This window comes from Microbulbifer regidiadema (SeqCode) (genome assembly GCF_052466995.1).
Genome location: NZ_CP174297.1, coordinates 684,796 through 710,441 on the forward strand (window position 1 = coordinate 684,796; position 25,646 = coordinate 710,441).

13 protein-coding genes are annotated in these 25,646 nt (G+C 50.5%); 5 read left to right on the top strand and 8 right to left on the bottom strand.

Translation table 11 applies throughout. The annotated features are described in order from the left end of the window. Positions 1 to 36 precede the first annotated feature (36 nt). The 3 genes from acnD to ACJJIK_RS02945 all read left to right on the top strand — a co-directional run bounded on the left by acnD (position 37) and on the right by ACJJIK_RS02945 (position 7,283). Positions 37 to 2,634 (top strand): Fe/S-dependent 2-methylisocitrate dehydratase AcnD, encoded by a 2,598-nt coding sequence (gene acnD, locus ACJJIK_RS02935; protein WP_444931253.1) that lies wholly within the window; start codon positions 37 to 39, stop codon positions 2,632 to 2,634. 3 nt (positions 2,635 to 2,637) lie between these two features. Further along, on the top strand, positions 2,638 to 3,816 hold the full coding sequence (gene prpF / locus ACJJIK_RS02940) for a 2-methylaconitate cis-trans isomerase PrpF (RefSeq protein ID WP_444944146.1): 1,179 nt from the start codon (positions 2,638 to 2,640) through the stop codon (positions 3,814 to 3,816). 827 nt (positions 3,817 to 4,643) lie between these two features. Next, entirely contained in the window at positions 4,644 to 7,283 is a 2,640-nt protein-coding gene (locus ACJJIK_RS02945; protein WP_444944147.1) for a TonB-dependent receptor, read from the top strand. A gap of 95 nt (positions 7,284 to 7,378) precedes the next feature. Here the strand turns inward: ACJJIK_RS02945 and ACJJIK_RS02950 are convergent, their stop codons facing one another. Then, positions 7,379 to 8,194: a DUF4349 domain-containing protein gene (locus ACJJIK_RS02950; protein ID WP_444944148.1), complete on the bottom strand. Its 816-nt coding sequence runs from the start codon at positions 8,192 to 8,194 to the stop codon at positions 7,379 to 7,381. Positions 8,195 to 8,390: 196 nt separating this feature from the next. On the opposite strand from ACJJIK_RS02950, the gene ACJJIK_RS02955 reads away from it, so the two are divergent. Then, on the top strand, positions 8,391 to 8,636 hold the full coding sequence (locus ACJJIK_RS02955; RefSeq protein WP_444931249.1) for a DUF2164 domain-containing protein: 246 nt from the start codon (positions 8,391 to 8,393) through the stop codon (positions 8,634 to 8,636). Between the two features lie 55 nt (positions 8,637 to 8,691). On the opposite strand, the gene ACJJIK_RS02960 is transcribed toward ACJJIK_RS02955, so the two are convergent. The 7 genes from ACJJIK_RS02960 to ACJJIK_RS02990 all read right to left on the bottom strand — a co-directional run bounded on the left by ACJJIK_RS02960 (position 8,692) and on the right by ACJJIK_RS02990 (position 23,949). Next, positions 8,692 to 9,639, bottom strand: a complete 948-nt coding sequence (locus tag ACJJIK_RS02960; protein ID WP_444944149.1) for a DMT family transporter — start codon at positions 9,637 to 9,639, stop codon at positions 8,692 to 8,694. A gap of 319 nt (positions 9,640 to 9,958) precedes the next feature. After that, complete coding sequence (gene pbpC / locus ACJJIK_RS02965; protein ID WP_444944150.1) at positions 9,959 to 12,325, bottom strand: penicillin-binding protein 1C; 2,367 nt, start codon at positions 12,323 to 12,325, stop codon at positions 9,959 to 9,961. After that, on the bottom strand, positions 12,322 to 17,457 hold the full coding sequence (locus ACJJIK_RS02970) for an alpha-2-macroglobulin family protein (RefSeq protein ID WP_444944151.1): 5,136 nt from the start codon (positions 17,455 to 17,457) through the stop codon (positions 12,322 to 12,324). Before ACJJIK_RS02970 ends, pbpC begins: the two co-directional genes overlap by 4 nt. A 348-nt stretch (positions 17,458 to 17,805) precedes the next feature. Then, entirely contained in the window at positions 17,806 to 18,273 is a 468-nt protein-coding gene (locus ACJJIK_RS02975; protein ID WP_444944152.1) for a PaaI family thioesterase, read from the bottom strand. A 391-nt stretch (positions 18,274 to 18,664) separates the two neighbouring features. Continuing rightward, entirely contained in the window at positions 18,665 to 20,767 is a 2,103-nt protein-coding gene (locus ACJJIK_RS02980) for a 3-hydroxyacyl-CoA dehydrogenase NAD-binding domain-containing protein (RefSeq protein WP_444944153.1), read from the bottom strand. A 43-nt stretch (positions 20,768 to 20,810) separates the two neighbouring features. Further along, positions 20,811 to 22,013, bottom strand: a complete 1,203-nt coding sequence (locus ACJJIK_RS02985) for a 3-oxoadipyl-CoA thiolase (RefSeq protein WP_444944154.1) — start codon at positions 22,011 to 22,013, stop codon at positions 20,811 to 20,813. A gap of 58 nt (positions 22,014 to 22,071) precedes the next feature. Further along, complete coding sequence (locus ACJJIK_RS02990) at positions 22,072 to 23,949, bottom strand: acyl-CoA synthetase (RefSeq protein ID WP_444944155.1); 1,878 nt, start codon at positions 23,947 to 23,949, stop codon at positions 22,072 to 22,074. 470 nt (positions 23,950 to 24,419) lie between these two features. Here ACJJIK_RS02990 and ACJJIK_RS02995 point away from each other — a divergent pair, with 470 nt between their 5' ends. After that, the gene (locus ACJJIK_RS02995) at positions 24,420 to 25,619 is read left to right on the top strand and encodes an acyl-CoA dehydrogenase family protein (RefSeq protein WP_444931241.1); all 1,200 of its coding nucleotides are present in this window, start codon (positions 24,420 to 24,422) and stop codon (positions 25,617 to 25,619) included. Positions 25,620 to 25,646: the final 27 nt, after the last annotated feature.

Genomic DNA, 25,646 nt, shown 5'->3' on the forward strand with positions numbered 1-25,646 from the left:
ACGATTTTAAAAAAAGATTCGACTGATTTACCTGCTATGAATACTGATTACCGCAAATCACTGCCCGGAACAGACCTCGATTATTTCGATACCCGAGCCGCTGTTGACGCGATCCAGCCCGGAGCCTATGCCAAACTGCCGTATACCTCACGTATTCTGGCGGAAAACCTGGTGCGTCGCTGCGAGCCGGCAAAACTGACCGACTCCCTGAAACAGATTATTGAGCGCAAGCGCGAGTTGGACTTCCCTTGGTTTCCAGCCCGAGTGGTGTGCCACGACATTCTCGGTCAAACTGCGTTGGTAGACCTGGCCGGTCTGCGCGATGCCATTGCCGATAAAGGCGGTGATCCCGCCAAGGTAAATCCAGTGGTTCCCACCCAGTTGATTGTGGATCACTCCCTCGCGGTAGAGCACCCCGGATTTGAGAAGGATGCTTTTGAAAAAAATCGTGCGGTAGAGGAGCGTCGTAACGAAGACCGCTTCCACTTTATCAACTGGACCAAAACCGCATTTGAAAACGTCGATGTGATTCCCCCCGGGAACGGCATCATGCACCAGATCAATCTGGAGAAAATGTCTCCGGTGGTGCAGGTGCGCGAGGGCGTGGCCTTCCCGGATACCTGTGTCGGTACCGACAGCCACACGCCGATGGTAGATGCTCTGGGTGTGATTTCTGTGGGTGTTGGCGGCCTGGAAGCTGAGAGCGTGATGCTTGGCCGCGCCTCTTATATGCGTCTGCCGCATATTGTTGGGGTGGAACTCAGCGGAAAGTTGCAGCCCGGTATAACCGGTACCGACTTGGTATTGGCCCTCACTGAATTCCTGCGCCGCGAGCGCGTGGTTGGAGCCTACCTGGAGTTTTACGGTGAAGGGGCTTCCAACCTGACCCTGGGCGATCGCGCCACTATTTCCAATATGACTCCGGAGTATGGCGCTACTGCGGCCATGTTCTCTATCGATGAGCAAACCATCGACTATCTCAAACTCACCGGCCGCGATGATGAGCAGGTAGCTTTGGTAGAGAAGTTTGCCAGGGAAACGGGCCTCTGGTCCGATACTTTGAAGGATGCCGAATACGAGCGCGTACTGAAGTTCGATCTGGATACAGTCGGCCGCAACCTTGCGGGCCCCTCCAACCCCCACGCGCTGCTGCCGGCCTCGGAACTGGCCAATCGCGGTATCGCCAAGGCCTGGGAAGAGAAAGCCGGTGAGATGCCCGATGGTGCTGTGATTATTGCCGCGATTACCAGCTGCACCAATACCAGCAACCCGCGCAATATGATTGCCGCAGGTCTGATTGCCCGCAATGCGAACAAGCTCGGCCTGACCCGCAAGCCCTGGGTCAAGTCCTCCCTGGCTCCAGGCTCCAAAACGGTAAAAATGTATTTGGAAGAGGCCGACCTGCTACCGGATCTGGAGCAGATGGGCTTCGGCGTAGTGGCTTTCGCCTGCACCACCTGTAACGGCATGAGCGGTGCCCTGGACCCGAAAATTCAGCAGGAAGTGATCGATCGCGATCTGTATGCTACTGCGGTCCTGTCCGGCAACCGCAACTTCGACGGTCGTATCCACCCCTATGCCAAGCAGGCTTTCCTGGCTTCACCGCCGCTGGTCGTTGCCTACGCTATTGCCGGCACCATCCGGTTCGATATTGAAAAGGATGCGCTGGGATACGATGCCGATGGCAACCCGATTACCCTGAAAGATATCTGGCCCAGCGATGAAGAGATCGATGCGATCGTACGTCAGAGCGTGAAGCCACAGCAGTTCCGCGATGTGTATATTCCCATGTTTGAAGAGCGGGATGCCGCAGAAGAGCAGGGCCACGCACTCTACCACTGGCGCCCGATGAGCACCTATATCCGCCGCCCACCTTATTGGGAAGGTGCCCTGGCAGGCGAGCGCAGTTTGAAGGGTATGCGCCCGCTGGCGGTGCTGGGTGACAATATCACTACCGACCACTTGTCTCCGTCCAATGCCATTCTGGCCAGCAGTGCTGCCGGTGAATACCTGGCGAAAATGGGATTGCCGGAGGAGGACTTTAACTCCTACGCGACCCACCGCGGCGACCACCTCACTGCCCAGCGTGCAACTTTCGCCAATCCGAAGCTACTCAACGAAATGGTGCGCGATGATAACGGCGAGATTCGCCAGGGCTCCCTGGCTCGTGTCGAGCCGGAAGGGCAGGTTACCCGTATGTGGGAAGCCATCGAGACCTATATGGATCGTAAGCAGCCTCTGATTATCATTGCAGGTGCCGATTACGGGCAGGGCTCCTCCCGTGACTGGGCTGCGAAAGGTGTACGCCTTGCCGGTGTGGAAGCGATTGTGGCCGAAGGCTTCGAGCGAATTCATCGCACTAACCTGATCGGTATGGGTGTATTGCCGTTGGAGTTTAAGTCGGGCACTACCCGTGAAACTTTGGGTATCGACGGTACCGAAAGTTTTGACGTAATCGGTGAGCGCACTCCCCATGCCACGTTGACCCTGCTTATCCACCGCGCTAATGGTGAGACGATTGAGGCTCTGGTTACCTGCCGCCTGGATACCGCAGAAGAAGTTTCCATTTACGAGGCTGGGGGTGTTTTGCAGCGCTTTGCCAAAGACTTCCTCGAAGCAGAAGCGACGGCCTGAGTTATGAAGTTTGCTCCTCAAGTTAAAATCCCCGCGACTTATATGCGCGGGGGAACCAGCAAGGGTGTTTTCTTCCGCTTGCAAGATCTGCCCGAAGTTGCCCAGGTGCCGGGGCAGGCCCGTGACAACCTGCTGTTGCGTGTGATTGGCAGCCCAGACCCCTACGGTAAGCAAACCGATGGTATGGGTGGCGCTACTTCAAGCACTAGCAAAACGGTAATCTTGTCGCCCAGCGATAAAGCCGATCACGATGTGAACTACCTGTTTGGTCAGGTTTCCATCGATAAGCCGTTTGTTGATTGGAGTGGTAACTGCGGCAACCTCACCGCCGCCGTGGGTGCCTTTGCGATCAATAGCGGTTTTGTAGAGCCCACCAGAGTGCCGGAAAATGGCATCTGCACCGTGCGCATCTGGCAGGCCAATATTGGCAAAACCATTATTGCCCATGTACCTATGACCAATGGCGAAGTTCAGGAAACCGGTGGCTTTGAGCTGGACGGAGTGACTTTTCCGGCGGCTGAAGTGGAAGTGGAATTTATGGACCCCGCCGATGGTGAGGGTGCCATGTTTCCTACCGGTAATCTGGTCGATGATCTGGAAGTGCCCGATGTAGGTGTGCTCAAGGCCACCATGATCAATGCTGGCATTCCGACGATTTTCGTCAATGCAGAAGCTATTGGTTATACCGGTACTGAATTGCAGGAGGCCATCAACGGTGACAGCAAAGCACTGGCGATGTTTGAGAGCATTCGCGTTCACGGTGCAGTAAAGATGGGGTTGGTCTCTAGCATTGAAGAAGCTGCCAATCGCCATCACACCCCTAAGATTGCTTTTGTCGCTAAACCGCAGGATTACACTGCATCCAGTGGCAAAGCAGTGGCATCTTCCGAGGTCGATCTCCTTGTGCGGGCCTTATCTATGGGCAAGTTGCATCACGCCATGATGGGTACGGCAGCGGTAGCCATTGGCACCGCCGCAGCGATCCCCGGGACTTTGGTTAACCTTGCCGCCGGTGGGGGTGAGCGCAACTCCGTTTGTTTTGGTCACCCATCGGGCACCTTGCGTGTGGGTGCTGAAGCCAAAGAGGTCAAAGGGCAGTGGACTGCCACCAAGGCCATTATGAGCCGTAGTGCCCGAATCCTGATGGAAGGGCGGGTGCGAGTGCCGGGGGATAGCTTTTAGGGAGCCTCTGAACAGCTCTGTGATGCCTCTGGCTTACAGAGCGGTTCACAATCAAGGCGCGGCTTCGCAGGAATGTCTAGACCTTTCGAGAAGTCGCAATGCGGAGTGTGAATCGCTCTGCAAGCCCCGAAGGGCGGGCCTTGAAGGCCACAGCTGCTGCGTTGCAGCTCTTGCAAAGGGCTAGGGTCTTTTGCCTCCCTTTTTATTTTTCCACTCCGTTGCTTCGCTATCTTTTATATGTGCCACTGATAGATTGGTTTTGGGATAAGGGTGGAATATTTCCCATATATTTATCTCATTTTAGGAATATTGTTCTCTTTTTTTGTTTTTATAGCTAATAGATGGTGTTGGACAATGTTGGTAAATGTTTTTGCGGTTTATTTGTGAGATTTAAACAAGCCTTTTATTTAGGGCTAATAGGTGTTACCTATTTTTGTTAGGTATCTGTTGTCTTAATGGTCACATTCAAATTGCTTTTAATATGGTCTTTATAGTTTAGAGGACGTATATTTAAGCTCTGCTGTTGGGAGTGTGCCGGAGATACAGGTAGAGATTTTTTAAAACAAATTCCTAATATTCATAAAAATTCAACCCATAAATTCTAAGGTTCCAATGTCCACCTGACTTGCCAGTCGAGCATGGCAGTAATAAATAGTGAACTAGTCCTGCTTGTCCTAGTCGCGATCCGCTCTATCGTATCTGAGTTTCTTACCTCCCTTCTTTTTGAGATTTTACCCTAGCCGCCGTACTGCCGACGGCCCTATGGGATGGCCATGCATTAAAAAATAAATGTGGCTTTCCTTTTGCAGCAGATTGGAGAGACATCAATGAGAATTAGAAAACCACTTACCTTTGCAATTGCAATGGCAAATGTCGCGGTAGGGTCGGCTTGGGCTCAGGAAGATAGCCAGCAGGATGACGATTGGGCGCTGGAAGAGGTGACAGTTACCGCAACGAAGCGTGAAACTAACTTGATGGATACACCGGTAGCGATCAGTGCGTTTACGCAGGAAGAGCTGGATCGCCAGGGTATCAAAAATGTAAAAGATCTGGGCAATACTATCCCCAATGTGGATATTGGCTACGACGCCTCCCAGTCCTCCCCAGTAATTTCCATGCGCGGCGTGCGTTCTACCAATACCAGCGAACTTGGCGATCCGGCGGTCGGCTTGCACTTTGATGGTATTTACTCATCACGTCCCCAATCTGCTATGGCAATGATGTTTGACTCTGAAAGGGTTGAAGCCATGCGTGGACCTCAAGGCACTCTTTATGGCCGTAACTCTACAGTAGGCGCCATCAATGTTATCTCAAAGAGACCGGTAATCAACGAATTTGAAGGTTCCGTGGGCGTTGAATTTGGCCGCTGGAATCAGGAAATGGTAAAGGGTGTTATTAATATCCCGGTTTCTGATACCTTTGCTCTTCGCGCATCCTTTATGGATGAAACGAGAGACTCTTATCTGACTGGTTACTACGACGCTAACCAGTATGATAACCGTTATATCGACGCGGATACTCTTGGGGCTACCGCGCTTTCTGATGATGCAGCGCGCACATTTACTCAGGATGGCAACTGGTGGGCATCTGAGGATGTTTCCCTGGTAAGGGCTGATGCGGATGACTTCTACGGAAATGTTGACCAGCAAGCAGTGCGTATTGGTGCCCTGTGGGAACCAACTGAAGACATTTCCTGGTATGCCGTAGCTGAGCATTATGAGGACAAAAGTGCCGGTGGTATTAATACCATTGATTGTGATAAGGCTGATGAGCGCGATGATGGCGTAAATTGCGAAACTTATTACGGTTCCGGTGCCGATGAGTACACTGTAGCGGTTAATGTTCCTGGTGAACTTGATCTCACCATGACCTCATTCCGCTCTAATTTCCGCTGGGACTTTAGCGATAGCATGGCGTTTGTGTACAACACCGGCTATGCAGTACAGAATCGCAGTAACCTGATCGATATTGATGCGGGTCGAAATACCTGGGATATGAGCATGAGCATCACTGATGCCGAAAATATCTCATACTCCCATGAGTTACAGCTCCAATCGACCGATGATGCTCCTCTGCAATGGATTACGGGCCTATTCTATTTCCATGAATCTACGGACTTAAATGGTTACTTCCTGGCTTCGCTGGATAATGCCGTTTTCTGGCGTCAGCCAGAGAGAAGTGTTGATGCACTTGGGGCATTTGCCCAGGCAACCTATAGTCTCACCGATACTCTGCACCTGACACTGGGTGGCCGCTATACCTACGATGAGAAAAGCGATAAGGGCGGTAATAACCTAAGCTGTACTCGTGACTGGTCACAGGATACGGATGAAACGGGTGAGTATGGGTGTTTCCCCGCATACAGCCAGTCACTCTTTGGTGAGTTGTCCACTGACTACTTTGCTAATGACTCTATCTACACTATCGATACGTACAATGATATCAGTGACGATTGGGACAACGGCGATTACCGAATCGGTCTTGATTACGACCTGACTGACGATGTAATGCTCTATGCCTACGTCGCAACTGGATTTAAATCTGGTGGTTTGGGTGATGTTATTAGCCAGTTCGCACAAGACCCTGATACCGCCCAAGATATCCTTGATGAGGATGGCAATCGTATCGTAGTGGCCACTTTTGACACCAACTATGATGAAGAAAAGGTTGTTACTTGGGAATTTGGTGCTAAAGGAACTTTCCTGGATGGCCGTTTAAATCTGGCCAATACTTTCTTTTTCTCTAGGTACAAAGATATGCAGCTGGCCGCACCGGACACTGCGTATACTTACTACGTTGAAGAGCGAGACGATGAAGGTAACTTGACCGGCGAAATTACTACAGAGCCTTATGTAATTTACCTAACAAAGAATGCCGCTAGAGCAGAAATTATGGGTATGGAGTTTGAGTTCGACTGGGCTCCCTATCCGAATGGTCGAATTAGCGGTTTCGCCACCTGGATGCAGACGGAAATCACTTCTGACTTTGTGAACCGCTGGAACTTCAACAACCAGTCACTCTTTGAAATTGATGACTGGGGTGCAGCTCACGACAATAGTAACGACGAGCTATACCGTAACTTGAAGGGTAATGAGCTGCCTGCGTCACCTGAGTTCAGCTTCACCATCAATTATGACCACACCTTTGAGCTGGCGCATGGTGGTGCAATCATTCCGTTTATCGGTATTCACTGGGAAGATGAATCTTACCTGACCTACTGGAATGTCGATAAGCATGACTTCCCAGTAGGGGATACCTCTGCTTACGACGACAGCCGTGATTCTTTTTGGATGGTAAATGCTTCTGTGAAGTACATCAGCCCGGACGATCAGTGGAATGTTGAAGCCTATGGTAACAATTTGACTGACGAAGTTGTTCCCTACTATGCAGATGGAAGTGATGGCCTGGTGTCTGGCCCATTCTCCACTCCAATGAGCTACGGCGTACGCTTTAACTATAATTTCTAATTAGTTACTGCTTCGCTGTGACAAAAAGCCGGGCTGCGCAAAGCGGTCCGGCTTTTTTTATGCCTGAAAGAGGTGCAAGCCTTATGTGCAAATGATTATTTTCTACTTTTATGCCAAATTATACGAATAAGATAGATTGAAAATAGGATAATAATAGACCAGGGTAAAAGGTATGCGATTGCAGTGATTGCCTCAGATAGCCCGTCAGATAAATTCTCACCAAAGTGAGAAAGGGAGCTTGATATAGGGTTCCAGAAGGATACGTAGGACTTGGCATGCAGCTGGATTTGCACTAAATCCATCTGTGTGCGCTGGAATAGTTTGGCTTTTTTGCCCTGTGAATACTCAATATCAGATTGTACCGACGCTAATTTTTCAGCGATCTTTATCAAGGTGTCGATGTCATTTTCAGATTTCTGTTCGAGTTCTACCAGTCTTGACTGGTAGCGGAGTAGCATTTCAAGTCGTTTTTGATTGTCGACAATATACGTTTGCAGATCTTCAGCTTGGGTTTCTCGGTGTATCACTGTGCCTTGCTTTGATGCTAGGCCAATAATTTTATCAACGCCGTCAGGATGAGTTCTAAATTGAATGCTTCCGTGAGGGCTTTCATTGTTTGTGAGACTGGAGTCCAGTATGGTACATCCGTTCTCTATATCTTGCTGACAAAGTGACTGGAGTTTGTGAAATACAGGCTCAACTTCTGTGGCTGGTAGCTCTGCCGTCAGGAAATGTTCATAGGCAATATACTGGCTTCTCTCATTCCCATTGGTGCTTGCTGATGAGGTATCTGCTGTTGCTTTACTGAGGTTTTGAGCGTTGGGGCTGTATACGGATACCGCGTCTCTTTCCCTCGACTCTGAACAGCCGCCTAATATAAGGATAAGAAGTAGATAGTTAAAGAGTCTCATTTAATTCCCATTTACCTTGTAAGTTATTCAAATGGGTTGGAATCTAACATTGTACAATTCTTCAATAAAGACTATTGTCGGTGTGGGTGCTTTCTCTTGAGGGTTAATGCCTAGCATCTTAAGGGTGCATAATGGGATGTTTTTTTTGTGTTCCTTGGTATTTGTTTTATTCTAATTTTTTTGTTTTGGGGCAATGATGGCAGAAATAGAGCTAGAAGAAAGGCGGAAGCTGGAGCTGGTAGAGAAAGTTAGGGGGTATCTCTCTGAGGAGTTTGATCTGGAGGTTGGTAGCTTTGAAGCGGAGTTCTTTATTGATTTTCTTGCAAAGGAAATGGGGGCGGGGTTCTATAATCAAGGGCTGCATGATGCCCAGGTGGTTATATCCTCTAAAATAGAGGATATTTCTGATGCTATTTATGAAATAGAAAAGCCTGTTAACTGAAGATGTTGCCCTTGTTGAGTCTGGTCTCAATCAAAGGGCTACATGGATTTTTTGTTTACCGTTTGGGCAGGGGTTGTTTTTTGGGGTTTTCTGCCTGAATAATCAGCATGGCTGCAAAGACTAAAATTATTCCAGGTATAAATCGAATATTGAACTCCGCCATCCCCAGTAGCAGGGTTAATATTAATACGAATATTGGGTTTAAGAAGCTATAGGCTGCAACTTTGGTTGGTCCGATTCTTAATGTGCTGAACTGTAGTAGAAAAAAGCTGATTAAGGTAGTGAACAGGGCCAAATAGAATAGTCCACCGTAAGTTTCAGCAGGTATATGCCACCATTCTATCTGGTTCAAGCTGGGAAATGCTAATAGTAGCATCCAGAGGGCAGCGAATAGAATTACCCAAAATGTCATAATCTCGGTGGGTTCCCCCGAATGAACCCTCTTGATCAGAGGGTTGTAGAGGCTCAGCGATACGGCTCCCAGGGTGAATATCCAATCTCCTTTATTTAAATCCAGCGCTATTGCGGTAGTTATGTTGCCCCTGAATACAATCCAGGCGGCTCCCAGTGTGCCAAGGCTTAGGCCGATAACTTTGCGGGGGCTGCTGTGCTCACCATTAATGATCAAGGCAAAGATGGCCGTCATTGCCGGTACCGCCGTGAAAAGAGCGCCGGTATTGACTGCACTGGTGTACTTGAGGGCTTCAAACATGCACCAGAAAAAAATAACCAGGGGAATGCTGAGTAATGCATAGCCTAGTAGTTTTTTTTGGGGGGGTAGTCGGGCGCCGTGTTTTAAGAGAATGAAAGGTGCAAACAGTCCTGCTGCGATTAAAAACCGAATCATCATCATGGAGTCCGCCGGTAGTGAATCGGCGATAAGTTCGCCAACCGGAAATGAGCCGGCGACTAATAATGTACACATTAGCATCAAGCCGTGAACCCACCAGAGTGAAGAGCTGGCACTTGCAGTTGGGTTTATTTCCTTGGTCAGTTCACTCATGCCTATTTCCTCTATCAGCGAGAGGTAAGTGTAAGTCGTTTCTGCTAGGCTGATAATTCATCATTATAGCTATTTACTGTTGCGAAAAGGGAAATAGCAGCTTATGGAGGCTATTGCAGCTGCCCCAATATTTGTAGCGGTATTTGCAAACGATCTAAGTCACTGGCAATTACCGCGTTAACCATCGTGAGGCACTTATGCTGGCTACCAGGGGGAAAACGTAAATAGAGTGGGTAGGCGTTGTGAGTTTTACCTGCCAGGCTCCAATTTTCAGATAGTGGTTTAAAAATAGACCTCAAGAATTCTTACATCAAGATATTTAGTGAGTATCCCCCACGAAGATTTCAATCCGCTCTACATTGCCACTGGTATCGAGTACAGTAATCTGCTGTTTGCCACTTTGGGGTATTAGCACCAGGTTTTCGTTGCCAAGGGTTTCGCCTTGCGGTTCTCCATTCAGGAACCAATAGCGCTTTCCCTGGCCGCCAATAGCACTGAGATTGAGGTGGGGCAGGGGCGCCATGCTGCCGGTGGGGCGGTACTGGTTGCCATCACTGGTGCCGACAATCTTTAACGGCGTGCCGTTATTTGCCGCAGGGGCGTGACAGCCGGGGGCTGTGGGTGGGATTTGCTGACTCCGGGTTTGGTTCGCGGGTAACCAGGCCTCCAGCTCTTTGGGCCATAGGGCGAGGCTTTGTTTTACTGCACTGTGATCCATGCAGCTGGGCTTTACCCGTAGACCTTGCTGGTTGGCAAAGAAACGGAACGTTTGTGCCGCCCGCAGGGGTTCATTTTTGGGCGACAGTGTTCTAGGGGCGCGGCCTTGGATTAGCCAGGCGCTGTGCTGTTGGTGGCAGTGGCTGGTTGGTGTCAGCGCTTTTTGCCCGCCCAGGGGCCAGCAAATGATTTCCTGAGTGATCAACTCTGGTCTTTTTAGGTGCAATTTTTTATTGCCCGGTAATGCTGCGATAACCGCGCGCAGCAGCGGAGTGGCACTAATGGAACCGTAGTAACCGGGTAGGGGAGTGCCGTCTGGGCGGCCCATCCAGATACCGACAGTGTAGGCGGGAGTTACTCCAATAGCCCAGGCATCTCGATAACCGTAGCTGGTGCCTGTTTTCCAGGCGATATCCGCTTTGCTTTGTCGCACTAAATTGCGCCAGCGACGAGAGCCTTTACGGTTGGAGGCGAGCATTTCGAAGGTAATCCAAGCGGCCTCTGGAGACATCAGATATCTTTCCTGTAGCGGTTCCTCGGCTAAATAGCGAGGGGTTGCAGCTTGGCCTCCACGGGCCAGGGCGGCATAAATACCGGTCAGTTGATCCAAGCGCGCACCGACACCGCCTAGTATCATGGCCAAATTGGGCTTGCCGCCACTGGGAAGTTGCAGTGATAGGCCGGCATTTTCCAGAGTTGCTGCCAGGCGGCCGGGGCCGTAGTGTTCCAGCAGCTGTACGGCGGGAACATTGAGGGATCTCTGCAAGGCGGCGGTGGCGGTGACTGGACCGGAGAAGCCGCGATGGAAATTCTCGGGGCGGTACTCGCCATAGATGCGCGGCGTATCGCTGAGTAGAGCGGCGCTGTGGATTAAATCTTCGTCGATAGCCAGTCCGTACAAAAATGGCTTGAGTGTAGAGCCGGGTGAGCGCACGGCCCTGGCCATATCCACATAACCGTAGCGGCGAGTGTCCCCAAAATGCGAGGCGCCCACATAAGCGCGTACAGACAGGTCGGAATTCTCCAAAATTACCACAGCGGCGGACGTCTTTGCTGGGTAGTTGTCCATATGATCGCGCAGGAAATCCTCCAGTCCCCGCTGGATGTTGCCGTCGATTGTGGTGTGAATCACTTCCCGGCCGCTAATGTTGTCCACTAACCTGCGCGCCAGGTGGGGGGCGTTTTGTGGAAATTCGAGGCGCTCGGCATAGACGTTTTCCAATTGGGCGTGGTCGACATCTTCCGCGCGCCATATACCGAACGCTTGCAGTCTATCCAATACCTTGTCCCGGGCCTTCTGCGCACGTTGCGGGTGCCGATCTGGCCGCAGGCGACTCGGTGCCTGGGGGAGTACCGCTAAGAGCGCCGCTTCCGCGTGGGTGAGATCGGCGGCCGATTTTCTCAGGTAGAGGCGGCTGGCGGCCTCCACGCCTTCAATATTGCCGCCGTAGGGTGCCATGTTTAGGTAGAGATTGAGAATTTCCTTTTTGCTGAAATGCCACTCCAGTTGTAGCGCGCGCAATATCTGCTTGGCTTTGCCGGGCAGAGTCCTGCGGTGTGGGTCCAATAATCGCGCTACCTGCATAGTGAGGGTGGAACCGCCAGAGACGATTCGCCCATTGCGCAGATATTGGGCTGAGGCCCGCAATAGGGCCAGGGGATTGACTCCGGGGTGTTGATAAAAGTGGCGGTCTTCGGAGGTGAGCAGAGCCTCGATAAAGCGTGGCGACACTTTTTCCTGGGTGACCGGGTAGCGCCAGATCCCGCGACTATCGGCAAAAAAGCGCAGCGGTTTGCCGTGGCGATCGGCAACGACCCGGGCAAAATCCTGCGCTTGCGGCAGTGGTGGAGGGAAGACTGAATCCAGCAACAGCAGTATGCCGGCGAGGGCGGCCGGCATAAGCAGCAGCGCGCGAATTTTGCGGCTGCTGCTTTGCCAGACTTTTAAGACAGTGGCTAACAGCTTCACTGTTTACCGATTACCTGCATTTGTGTCATAGGGTTTTTACCGATGGCGAAGCGCTCTGGCTTATACATATCCTCTGCATAGGGTGGGGGCACCTGATAGGTACCGGGGGTTACCGCGCGGACAATATAGAAGAGATTAGTGGTCTTCCATCTAGGCTGGTCCAGTGCTGCTACAAAGCGGTCATCGCGGTATTCTGTGTGCTGGATATGATCCTGCTCATCCTGCCACTGGGAGATACTTTTGTTATCGAACTTGAGATCATCCACTTTGACACTGTCAGCCAGATTTTGATTTTCCAGTTCGAAACCCGCCGGCAATAAATCGACAACAAGTAGATCGGGCAGGCGCTGGTCTGTATCAATTCGTAGGCGAGTCAGGTAAAGCTCGCCCTCGCGAACCTGGCTGGGGGTGACCTTAGTGCCGTCGAGGTTGTGATAGCTGCGCCAGATTTTGATTCCTTTATCCATTGCCACTTTAGGGGGCTGTTTGCTGTAGCCATTGATGCTAATCGCGGCATAGAGTTTTTCTGTCTGCGCGGTTATCTCAAGTGCATCGGCTGCTTCGCGCCCTCGGAATAAGGCGCTGTGTGGGGTGTCGCTATCGAGCTCGCGTAAGTCATTGATACTGGCCAGGGTTGCGGACCAACGTTCACTATTATTGAGCTGCAATTGTGCCCCGGCCATAAATACACTGTTGCGCTCTTGAGTGCTTAGGTACTTGCGATTGCGGAGAATATCAGCCAATTCAAACAGTAAAGCCTCAGCCTCGGCTTTACCCAGGTTGTGCTCTAATAAAAGGGCAATCATCAGTGCGGTATCGCGCAGTTCTGAGCCGTAGTCGCCATAGTAGCCGTGACGGTTGCGTTTAATTTTAAGAGCCTTTTGCACGGCTTCTTGGGCCAGACTGGCATCACCCATAGTGTGCAGGGCAATGGCCATATGCAGATTGGGTAGAGGAGAATTGCTGAGGCCTGCGCCGCTTTCATAGAGGCTGCGCAGTTGGCCCAGAGACACTTTTTGTACCCGGGAAAGTACATAGGCAGCATAGGCCCGCGCGGCATAGGCATAGAAGTCGGGGTTATTGCTATAGCGCTGCTGATAAAAAGTGCCGTGTTCACGAGTGTAGTCTTGCAGGCGCTTGAGAGTCGACTCCAGGCGAGTATCGTCAAATACGATCCCCTGATCCCTTGCTCGCAGTAATAGATCAGCGGCATAGGCCGTGAGCCATTGGTTTTCTGGAGATTCGGAACTCCAAAGGCCAAAACTACCATTTCTTTTTTGCATGCTGAAAATGCGCTCAATACCCGCATCAATGCGTTTGGCGCGCACACTTTCCTCTAGGGACTCAATCCCTAATTGGTGTTGCCGCTGTGGCGTTGCCATAATCAGCGGATAAACGCGGCTAGAGGTTTGTTCCAGGCATCCGTATGGGTATTGCAGCAGGTTGGACAGATGCTCCTGCAATTGGAGCTGTGGGCGGCTATCCAGAGATACCAGGGTTTGTATGGTTGCCGGCATTAGGGTGTCGAGCAGATTTCTGTCGGCACCAAACTTCTCACCCTGAGCCAGCAGTCGGCGCTGGTTGTGGGTGGTGGCAGGCCAGGCGGGGCGGACGCCAAGGTGCCACTGTTGTTCGATGGCGACATCATTTCCGTCTTTATCAACGGCGCCATGTACGACCAGTTGGAACTCCGCGTCTCCGCTAGCCCCTTTGGCGCTGATTGGGAAGCGCAAAGTTTTGCGCTCACCATCAGCTAATTCCAGTAGTCGTTCACCCATTGCTAGATTTACAGCGCCCACGGCTTGCATCTTCACTGTAAGCTGCTGGGGGCGGCCGCTCAAATTATTGAGGTCCAGCGCCAGGGTACTGCTATCGCGGGGAGCCATAAAGCGAGGTAGCGCAGCCTGGGTGACAATCGGTGAGGCGATCGTCATTTCTGTGTCGGTACTGCCGAAGCGGTCTTTGCTGAAAGATACCGCCATTAGACGCAGGCGGCCATTGAATTCAGGTAGCTGTAGTGCGACCTGTGCCTGCCCCTGCGCATCGAATTCAACTGCTCCAGAGAATAAAGATACGATTTGTATGTCAGAATTGGGCTCGCTGCCCCCTCGGGTCAGTTCCTCCGCATCGCCGCCAAAACGCTGTTCCACCAGTTTGCCGCTGTTGGACTCAATAATGCGGTGATAAATATCCCTTACATCCACACCATAGCGGCGCTGGCCGAAAAAGGCTTCAAACGGGTCTGGAGTTTCGAAGCGGGTGATATTGAGTACACCGACATCGACAGCAGCTAGAGTGGCCCAGGCCTTGCCGCCATTTTGCTTTATAGCCTCTGCATCGGCAGTAATAGTAACTTCCACTTCTGTGCCGGGTAGGGCGGTTGCGGGTGCTTCAAGTGAAAGGGCGAGGCGGCGGGGCTCGCGATCCAATGGTAGGTGGGTGAGGCCAAAGGCGCGATTGGGCGCGATACGTTCACTCTTATCAGTGGGGCGCAGTGCAGTGACAGAAATATAGGTATCGTGGTGGTCCCACTCGGGGGAGATTGGAATATCGACTGTGGTGCCTGACTTCTGTACGGATATGCGTTTGGACCACAGCAATTGATCGCTTTCCACTAAAACCAGCGCCTCCCCATCGGCGGGCGCTACTATGGTGAGTTGCGCCAGATCGCCGGCTGAATACTCGGGTTTATCTAGTGACAAAGCCACAGTATCCGGGCGCGCTGCCTGACCTTTGGTGACCTGATCTTTGCGCCACCAGTAATACCAGTCGCGGCCGGCATGAAAGCGCAGACTGCTGGTTGCTCCGGTATTAATATCGGTGACTTCCAGTCGGTAGTGGCCATATTCAACCGGTACAATCAGCTTTAGAGGTTGCCCCTCGGTGAACTGCAACTGGCGATTGAAGGTTTCAAATTCTGCGCTGTTGTATTCGTAATGCCAACCCTCGTGTGTGGAGTACTCCCAAAAATATTGACGATCTTCGGAGATAAGTACTGCTGTGAGATTTCGCCCGCTAACGGGATTACCCTGTGCATCGGCAACAACAATATCGAATTCTGGCCTACTGTTAGCAGAGGGGTTTTCCTCGCCAAAATTAGGGCGAATGCCGACTACTGGATGCTTGGGCCACACTAGCACTGGGTGTTGTCGGATCACCGGTCGGCCGCCGGACTCGAACAGACTGGAAACCAAGTTGACCTTTAGAGGGTTTTTTACCCGCTTCCAGCGGGAGTTTAGGGGTAGGCTGCCCAACCCCTCACTGTCGAGCTCGATAGTTGGAGCGTAGAACTGTCGGGTGGGCAATGATTCATTGATGTCTCCAAAAAGGAAGCCCTTCCACTGGGGGAAGGGTTCTCGGTAGTGGCTAACCTGTACCAGGGTTTCCAGGCGGTTCTCTGCCGCTGGTGCGCCATACAGATAGCTTCCTTCTATTTTGAGCTTGAAAGCTTCACCATGTCCCTGGACTAAACTGCGCTCTTCACCATTCTGTAGAACCAGCTTCATACGTTCCGGTAAGAATTCTTCTACCTTAAATGGGTAGTTCACCTTGTGCCCATCGGCTAACTCAACTTCTAGACGCCAGTCACCGGTAGGGGCACTTTGGGGTAGAGGAATCAGCTTTTCGTAATACCCCGGCGCGCTGGCATGCCAGGTAAATGTGCGTGCGCTGGTATTGTCAGGTTTTATCAGTGCTGCCTTGATCGGTAGGTCTTTGATATAGCGCCCGTCATAATTTCGCAGCAGACCGCTGATCTGTATTGATTCGGTGGGGCGATACAGGTCTCGCGGGCCATACATAAAGAACTCTATCGGCCGTGAAGGGCGTTGGCCCAGCTGAAAATCCGATAGATCTAGTGCGGGCTCGCGCAGGTCGAGCATGGAGAAATGACCGCTATCCAGGTCTCGTGCGACAAAAAAGCGTTGTGCATGTTCTTGCTCTTGTGTCAGGGCAAAACGAACATGTCCATCTTTGTTCGTGGTGTGCTGCTGGATCTGCTCTCCTTTGTGGTTAAGCAGTTCAATATCGACACCCTCTAGGGCCTCGCCTTCGTCCAGAGATGAAACATAGAGGTCCACACTATCTGGATAATAGCGTGCATGTAAGCCTAGATTGGAGATAGAGAAGTGAGTGATGTCGTACAGGTCTGTGTCATAGTTGCCCGCTGGGAACATCACTGCGACATAGATACCCGGTTGCTGCAGAGGGTCTATATGCCCAATAGAGAGATCAAAGTCCCGCTGAACATATTTTTCCTCGGTTAGATCGAATTGAGCCGTATAGACAAATTCGGTGAGTTTGTTGAGCGCCTTTAACTGGTAGTAATACTTTAGTGACTGATTTCTGGTCAACTCAAGGAAGTCGGAGTAGTGCTCTGGATTCACCCTGTGAAACTCAATTCGTACTGCTTCAACACTGACCGCAGTAATAGGTAAACCCGGGGTCACGGTTGCCGGGAAAATACTTCCATTGCTGGAAAAACTGATACTGGGCTCTATCCGGCGGGTGCGAATGGTATGCTGTTGCTTTTTCTGTAGCGCCAGGCCACTTTCACTGGCTAAGCCGGGGAGCAACTCGAGTTTATAGCGAGTATTCGGCTCCGTGTGGGGAAAGTAGAGGATTTTTTGGTTATCAGATAATACCCAGCCACCATCAACAGCCTTACCGTCGCTGCGAGATAAATGCAGATAGGAACCAAAATGGATATTACTTTGTAGTGGCTCAGAAAAGATCACGGCTATAGCGCGTGCGTCTTTATAGGTCCTTTCTCCAACATGTGACACCTTAAGGCTCTTATCGACCGTTTTCACCGTTTCAGCTTTGTCGATGTCATTGGGTAGAAGGGGCTGAGTAGAGGTGCTCGCGGACTGAGTGTTAGGCGTGTTCGCTTCAGCGGTTCCTGTGTCTCCAGCAGCCCACTTAGTTCTTGCCTTAGGCGTGAGGACCAATGGCGGTGTTTCAACTGCTTGCTTGTGATCACCACTTTTATGAGGCTCTGTTGCTGGCGCCTCACTGGTGTCGCGCACTGAGTCTCGAGTATCCGGCTTTCCCGATGGCTCTTGCGTGCACGCTACAGCAAAGAGGCAGAGAAAAATGACCGTAATCCAGCGCGGTAAGCGGTGTGGAGACATAGGTATTTCCTTATTGGTCGTTTGAAGCGGCGGACAATTTAATAGGTCTTTAAAATTGTCTCAAGCTTTAATATTTCCCGGCGTACATTTTCGGGGAGTATTAATTGAATTTCCTGAAGGAAAAAGTCTTGCTGGTTCGTTCGTGCTAGAAATGGGGGTGGCTAGATTTGTTGAGCCTCGATACATTGATCAGTAAAAATTTATCTTAGGAGTCTCTGAATAATTTCGCGATACCTCTAATCTTCATAAGGGTGCATGTCTGGGCACGATCCCGCTTTAGAGTGGTCGTAACGATAAATGCTTGCCAGCCTGTGAATATACAGGTATCAGCCTTTTTCTAGGGCGTGGTTAAGGCTCAAACTCTATCTCTTTTGCGATTTCAGTAGGGCTTTCTTCAATGGCCTCACCCTGTGAAGTTTCACTGCCGCTACGGTAGCGCATTGTCATCTGGCCCGTTGCAATTAGAGTCCCCAGACTGTCATACACCTCTGTATGCGAATAAAATATTTTCCGTCCAGTACTTGTTAGTTGACCTATCGCGGTGAGCTGGTTGGTTTTTGCTTGGCCGGTGAAATTTGCATTTAAGGATAGGGTGAGGGACCTGCGCCGGCGGTGAGGGTGGGGGCAGTAGAGGCCACAGTAGGAGCCGGCTATATCGATTAAACTTGTAATAAAGCCCCCGTGGGGCACACCGTGAGTGTTTAGATGCTCCGCTTGTACGGTAACGCTGATGACAACGCGGCCTTCTTGCCAGTCATTTATCTTTACACCCAGGTGGTCATTAAAAGGGGGTTGTTTTTTATACTGCCAATTCATCTGATTTTACCATAAAAATATAGTGAGCCGGCACAGGCGGCTCACTGAGAGGATTGATATATTGCGAGTCACCCTGGGGAAATAGCAATCAGTATTTCTATCCATGCAGTGGCGCCGGCTAAATTCTGCCAAATAAACAAATATAACAGACAAATAAAAGCTACCCCCTAAGTAACTGCTGGAAGCACCGTGTTCAATTTGGTATAACGGCGTGCTTTAATGTACTGCCAGTAATTGGTATCTCGGGACAGACCGCAGATAAATAAAATAAATACATAGCAAAAGAGTAGAAGGTGGGGCTGCTGGGTATAAAGCAAAATAGGTATTCCGGTTTCAGGTGCAGAGGTTGGGGCTCCGGCCGGTCCGGCTGAGCCCCCTATGATTTGTAAGCTTAACTCTGGCTCTCAGCCCACTGCGTAAATGTTTTGTCCTCTTGCGCGAGTTCGATGAGTAACGGGGCTGGCGTCCAATAAATATCGCCGTGCTGCTCGCGGAATCTACAAATTATTTCGTAGACTTTTTTTAACCCGATACTATCGGCATAGTGCATGGGGCCACCGCGATGAGGGGGGAAGCCGTAGCCATAAACGTATACAACGTCTATATCGCTGGGGCGTTGGGCTATGCCATCTTCTAGGATTTTGGCCCCTTCATTAATCAGGGCGCAAGTGAGGCGATTGAGGATTTCCTCGTCGGAGATTTCCCGCCGTTTTATCCCCTGACTTTTAGCTTGGGCTTCGATAACTTTCTGTACTGCTGGATCGCTGTGGCGAGCGCGGGTTTCGGGATCATAGCGATAGTAGCCGGCTCCACTTTTCTGTCCCAGTCGCCCCATTCCTACTAAGGCATCGGCAATACAGTAGGTTTTGGGATCTCCCCGATCGGATTCGCACAGGTTCTGACGCGCCTTGTAGCCGATATCCAGGCCGGCTAGATCCCCAACGGCCATAGGGCCCATAGCCATCCCCCAGGATTGCATCACAGTATCAATTTGCTCTGGAGTCGCACCCTCTATCAGACAGAGCTGTGATTCCCGGCCGTAGGGCCGCAACATACGATTGCCAATAAAGCCGTAGCAGTTTCCAGCTAATACTGGCACTTTCTTGATCGTTTTGGCGAGCTGCATGGCGGTAGCGACAACATCATCAGCACTTTGGGAGCCACGAACTACTTCGAGTAGTTTCATAACGTTGGCAGGGCTGAAAAAATGCATTCCTATAACATCTTCTGGCCTATTGGTTGCCGCTGCAATTTGATCAATATCCTGATAGGAGGTGTTAGTTGCGAGGATGGTGCCGGGCTTGCAAGAGTGGTCCAGTTTGGTAAAGATTTCCTGTTTGAGCGCTATATTTTCAAATACCGCCTCGATTACCAAATCTACGTCAGCCAAGTCTGAGTAGTCAATTGTGCCGGATATCAGCGAGAGGCAATGTGCTTTTTGCTCCTCAGTGAGTTTCCCTTTCTGCATACTGATCGTGTAATTCTTGTCGATCACTGCTAGCCCACGTTGTATCGCAGTTTGATCAATTTCTACCAGCTTAACTGGAATGCCGGCATTGGCGAAGTTCATGGCGATGCCGCCACCCATAGTGCCGCCACCGATAATGCCGATACTTCTGATTTCACGGATCGTTATATCTTTAGGTAGTCCCTTAACTTTATTTGCGCTGCGCTCGGCAAAAAACAGATGCCTGAGAGCGGCTGATTGGCTGGAAAGCAGGCACTCAACAAATAAATCGAGTTCTTTCGCGAGCCCTTTCTCAAAAGGTTGTTGAGCTGCAGCTTCTATACAGGTGACGATATGTTGCGGTGCGAGCTGGCCACGAGATTTTTTTTCCAGGCCTTTGCGGAAGTCAGCGAACAAGCCATCAGGGATATTGGCGGCATCTATGGCCATGTCTCTGACTCGGCGCAATGGGGCTTTGTTATCGATCAACTCACGGGCAAAAGCGAGTGCTCCCGCCAATAAATCGTCATCAATAATCCGATCTATCAGTTGCATACTTGCGGCTTTTTCAGCCGATATTGGATTACCCTTGGTGATAAACTCTAGTGCAGCAGCAACGCCAGCTAGGCGTGGAACGCGCTGGGTGCCGCCGGCCCCCGGCAGTAGCCCTAATTTAACTTCTGGCAGGCCAACTTTGGCAGAGGCTGCGGCGCAGCGATAATGACAGGCTAGGGCGATTTCGAATCCACCACCGAGTGCAGTGCCGTGAATGGCGGCAATCACTGGTTTACAGGAGCTCTCTATTTCTGTAATCACTTCAGATAGTGCGGGTGCCTGTGGTGGCTTGCCGAACTCTGTAATGTCTGCACCGGCGATAAACGTTCGGCCTTCACACAGTAATATCAGCGTTTTGGATGCATCTTCTTGCGCGCTCTTAATGGCTCCCCAGATACCTTCACGCAAACTGTGTGAAAGGGCATTGACAGGAGGATTATTCAATTTAATGACACCGATATCGCCAATAAGCTCATAACTTACACTAGACATTGCTATCTCCAGATCTTAAGTGATAATTACTTGGTTCTAAGGTTTATACCCGCTCGATAATGACTGCGATTCCCTGGCCAATCCCGATGCACATGGTGGCCAGTGCGTAGCGGCCGCCGGTACGTTCAAGTTGACGCAATGCGGTGAGTAGAATACGGGCGCCGCTGGCGCCCAGCGGGTGGCCAATAGCAATAGCGCCACCATTGGGATTTACTCGTGGGTCCTGGTAGTCGATTTCGAGCATTTTCAGGCAGCCCATAGCCTGCACGGCAAAAGCCTCGTTGAACTCCATTACATCCATATCTGCAAGCCTTAAACCCGCTCGGGCCAGGGCTTTACGGGTCGCCGGAACTGGCCCCAAGCCCATTATTCGTGGCTCTATACCTGCAATGGCGCTAGTGAGAATGCGCGCCCTGGGCTTGAGATCTGCTGCTTGGCCAGCTTCGGCACTGCCAATAATTAGCGCTGCTGCGCCATCATTGATACCGGAGGCATTGCCAGCAGTAACCACGCCACCTTCAAAGAGCGCAGGCAGGGTTTGAAGGCGCTCCAAGGTCGCATTGGGACGGGGGTGTTCGTCGGAGTCGATCAGCCGTGCAGGTTGTTTGCGACCTTGGGGTACTTCGATAGGAATAATTTCGTCGACAAAGAAACCATCCGTTCGTGCCGATTCATATTTAACTTGCGATGCCAGTGCAAATATATCGCACTCTTCTCGAAGGATATTCAGCTCTGATGCAATGTTGTCTGCGGTTTGTGGCATGGTATGGCTGCCATACTTGGCAACAATATTGGGATTGGTAAAGCGGGGGCCAAGGGTTGTATCTACCAACTCCTGAGTGCGATCAAATGCGCTATTTGCCTTGGAGAGAACCAGGGGGGCGCGGCTCATCGACTCGACGCCCCCTGCAATAAATAAGTCTCCTTCAGAGGCGCGAATACAGCGGGAAGCATCCGCTATAGCGGATAAGCCGGAGCCACATAGACGATTTACTGTTATGCCACCAGTGGATACCGGCAAACCGGCAAGCAGGCCAGAAAATCGGGCAACGTTGCGGCTGTCCTCCCCCGCCTGGTTAGTATTGCCTGCGATAACATCCTCAAAATGTTGAATGTTAAACGGATTGCGTTCAATCAGAGCTCTAATAACGTAGGCGAGCAAGTTGTCGGGCCTGATACTGGAAAGGTTGCCCCCGTGGCGGCCAAAAACACTGCGGCCGCCATCATAAATATAGGCGTGTGGCATAATGAAATTTCCAATGATGAATTTTTATTTGTAGTGAGTCATACGGTAATCTGTTCTGTTATTCAAATTCCAGTGTCACTGGTAAGTTTTCTAAAGCCTCCTCTACAGCGGCTTTACTAGCGGATTGTTCAAGTTGTACTTTTGCCACTTGGCCAAGGGAACCATCGAAATGAGCAGAAAAGTTAGCCGCGATACGCTTTGCCTTTAATGCTTGGCCTACGGCATATTCAGTAGCGCGATTGCGCAGGGCGGGTTTAAATACTTTGGCTACTGCGGTTAACGGAATCTCATTAATAATTTCCACACGTTTGGGGATGGCGGCACGTTCAGAAATTTTGCTGCGGCAATAGTCAATAAGCTGTTCTTCTGTCGGCGGATTGTTGGATGGATACAAAGTAACGTAAGCCACCGGAACTTCTCCAGCGTAGGCATCGGGTTGCCCCACCGCAACGGCCATAGCAACGGCAGGGTGGCGGCATAATGGTTCTTCTATGAGAGCGGGGTCAATGTTGTGGCCGCCCCGAATAATGAGATCTTTAGCCCGCCCGGTTAAGAATAGATTGCCATCTCCATCGAGGTACCCCATATCGCCGGTGTTAAACCAAGTGTTGTCGATCCAGGCTTTGCTATTGTCCTCTTCTGAGAGGTAGCCAGAAAATATATGTGGCCCCCGTGCGAGGACAATGCCTATTTCGCCAGTTTTGCAGCTTCTTATCAGTCGAGTGCCGTCTACTTCGGCAATTTTCATTTCCATATAAGGTAGCCGTCGGCCGACACTACCCTCAGGTGCTTGCATATCGTTGGGAGGGCGAGCTAAAAGAGAACTGGACTCTGTCATGCCATAGCCGTTACTGACAAGGACATTAAATTTTTCCTCGAAAGCATTTTTTAGCCCTGTCGGTAGTGGGGAGGCGCCACAGCCGATATCAGTCAGGCAGCTGATATCATTATCACCCACAGGAATTTGTAGCAGTATCCCGAGAATGGTGGGCACAGCGGCAAAGCCCTGCGCCTTAAAGCGAGCAACATGGTGCCACCAGTTGGGTAGGACATTGGGGGAGCGAAACCCGGAGGGAGTCATAATAACAATGGTGCGTCCGGCCAGCAGGGTACCAATGCCGGCAACGACCGTGCCGAAGATATGAAACAGCGGAAGTCCGCTCAGAGTAGTGAAGCGTCCCTTACTCGATGTTACATCCGTATTCAATTGGGCGACGAAAGCGATATTGCTGTGAGTTAAACGAGCAATCTTCGGCCGTCCAGTAGTGCCTCCAGTATGAAAATAACTAGCTGTATCATCCCCTTGTATATGACGTCCGCTCTTGAGGTAATCATACGGCTGCTGGGATATAGCTGAAATAAAATTGTCCACATGAATGCCGGCGGGGATGGGTAACTTATTAATTGGCTTTTTACTGATTAGTAGTAGAGCCTTTAAAGTGGGAACCTGATTAATAACCCGGGTTACCTTTTTCCATATTTCTTCACTGAGATCTTGAGCAAGGGTGACCAAAACCTTGGCTTTGGTGGCATTCATTATTTCGATAATATGCTGGGGCTCCAATAGCGGATTGATGGGGCTGGCAATACCTGCGGCCTGTCCTCCCCAGAGTGCGAAATGGGTTTCGGGCAAGTTAGGTAGCAATAAAGTAACTGTCTCGGTTGGCCCAATGCCGAGAGAGTGGAAAAGGTTGGCCGTCTGATGGACTCGCTGTGACAGCTCAGAAAAGCTTACTTTTAGCGTCTCTTCATTGGGTGCAGCTGTCGGCAGGAACTCAATAGCTGGATCATGTTGGTAGAGGCGCGCAGCTTGGCGAATTAAATCAAAAGTGTTTTCCCAAGGGTATCGTTGTGAAAGAGGGACTTTTTCGTAGGCCTGAATTTCGGCGAGTGACTGTAGTATTAGATTGGAGGATGGCGTAGATGTGATCGACATGGGGGTTCTCTCACTTTAGTTATTATGACGATGACCATAACAAAAATGAACACGGCATTCCACTCTGCGGAATAAGGTGTTAATGTTTTGCGTATTGACAGGCGTTTAATATGTTTTTCAATAGAAAATGACGCGATAAACTCCAAAAAAATAAAAAGTACGCCATTTTTCTTGGGGTCTGATTTTCAAGTTTGCTGAGCTGTTGCCTTTCGCGCCTGTTGGGTGTGAGTGGATGTTGCTGGTATTAGGATTTTTGATGGCTAATAAAAGGTTTTGTGTGCCATCAGTGATGAGTGTTTAGCGCTAGTTGCGAGAATTGTTTGATGGGGTTGCTTGGTGGGGTTGGTAAGTATTGCTCCGGCAGATGCTGGGGCTCGCAATAATTTGTATATCTGTGTTGTGTAAAATGGTGATAGGGGTCGTTTATAACAGTTGCTGTTCAATGCGCCGATTAATAAAGGAGCAGGCGAATGAATATAGATTTTTCTCCCGAAGAGTTAGTCTTTCAGCAGGGGGTTCAACGGTTTCTCCAAGAGAAGCTACCTGAAGATATAAGAGAGAAAACCTTGAAGGAAATCCCTCTGGATAAGGAGGATTTTATTCGCTGGCAAAAGATACTTTATGAGCAGGGCTGGGCCGCTACGAATTGGCCGGTTGAATACGGTGGTACTGGATGGTCTCCCACGCAGAAGCATATTTGGGCCAATGAATGTGCCAGCTTCGGCGCACCGGAGGTGATTCCATTTGGCTTGAAAATGGTCGCGCCAGTGATCTTCACCTATGGCAGTGAAGAGCAAAAGCAGCGATTTCTCCCAGATATTTTGGCAAGCAATGTTTGGTGGTGTCAGGGATATTCGGAACCCAATGCCGGCTCAGATTTGGCCTCCTTAAAAACTACAGCTGTTCGCGATGGTGATGAATACATCGTCAATGGCACTAAGACCTGGAATACTCTGGGACACTTCGCGGATTGGATCTTCTGCCTGGTCCGTACGGGAGGACCGCAAGTTAAGAATCAGGCTGCTATCAGTTTCCTGTTAATTGATATGAAGCACCCAGGTATTACCGTATCGCCAATTATGACTTTAGGTGGGCACCATGAAGTCAATGAAGTTCACTTCGATAACGTGAGGGTGCCTGTAGAAAATCGTATTGGTGAGGAGGGGCAGGGCTGGACCTACGCCAAGGTTTTGTTAACCCATGAGCGCACAGGCATTGCACGAGTGGCCAAATCTAAAAAACGCCTACAGATTTTAAGCGATTTGGCTAAAGAAACTCGCGATGGAGAAAGTAGCCTGCTTGAGAACCCGGCTTTTGCGCAAAAGCTGGCCGAGGTTGAAATTGATCTTTTGGCTCTAGAATTTACTGAGTTGCGCGCCCTTGCAGCGGTGAGTACAGGCGGTGCACCAGGCGCCGAATCTTCTATTTTGAAAATTAAAGGAACCGAAATCGCTCAACTTATCGATGAGCTATATATGGAAACAGCGGGCTACTATGGGATGCCATTTGTCAGAGAGCAATTTCTGAGCGGATTTGATGGTGAGTGGGTGGGGCCCGGTGTTATTGCAAGTAGTGTGCCTCGCTATCTAAACAACCGTAAATCCTCGATTTATGGTGGAAGTAATGAAATTCAGAAGAATATTATCAGTAAGTGGGTACTTGGCTTGTAAGTGCAGCACCTAAAGAGGACTTGAGCA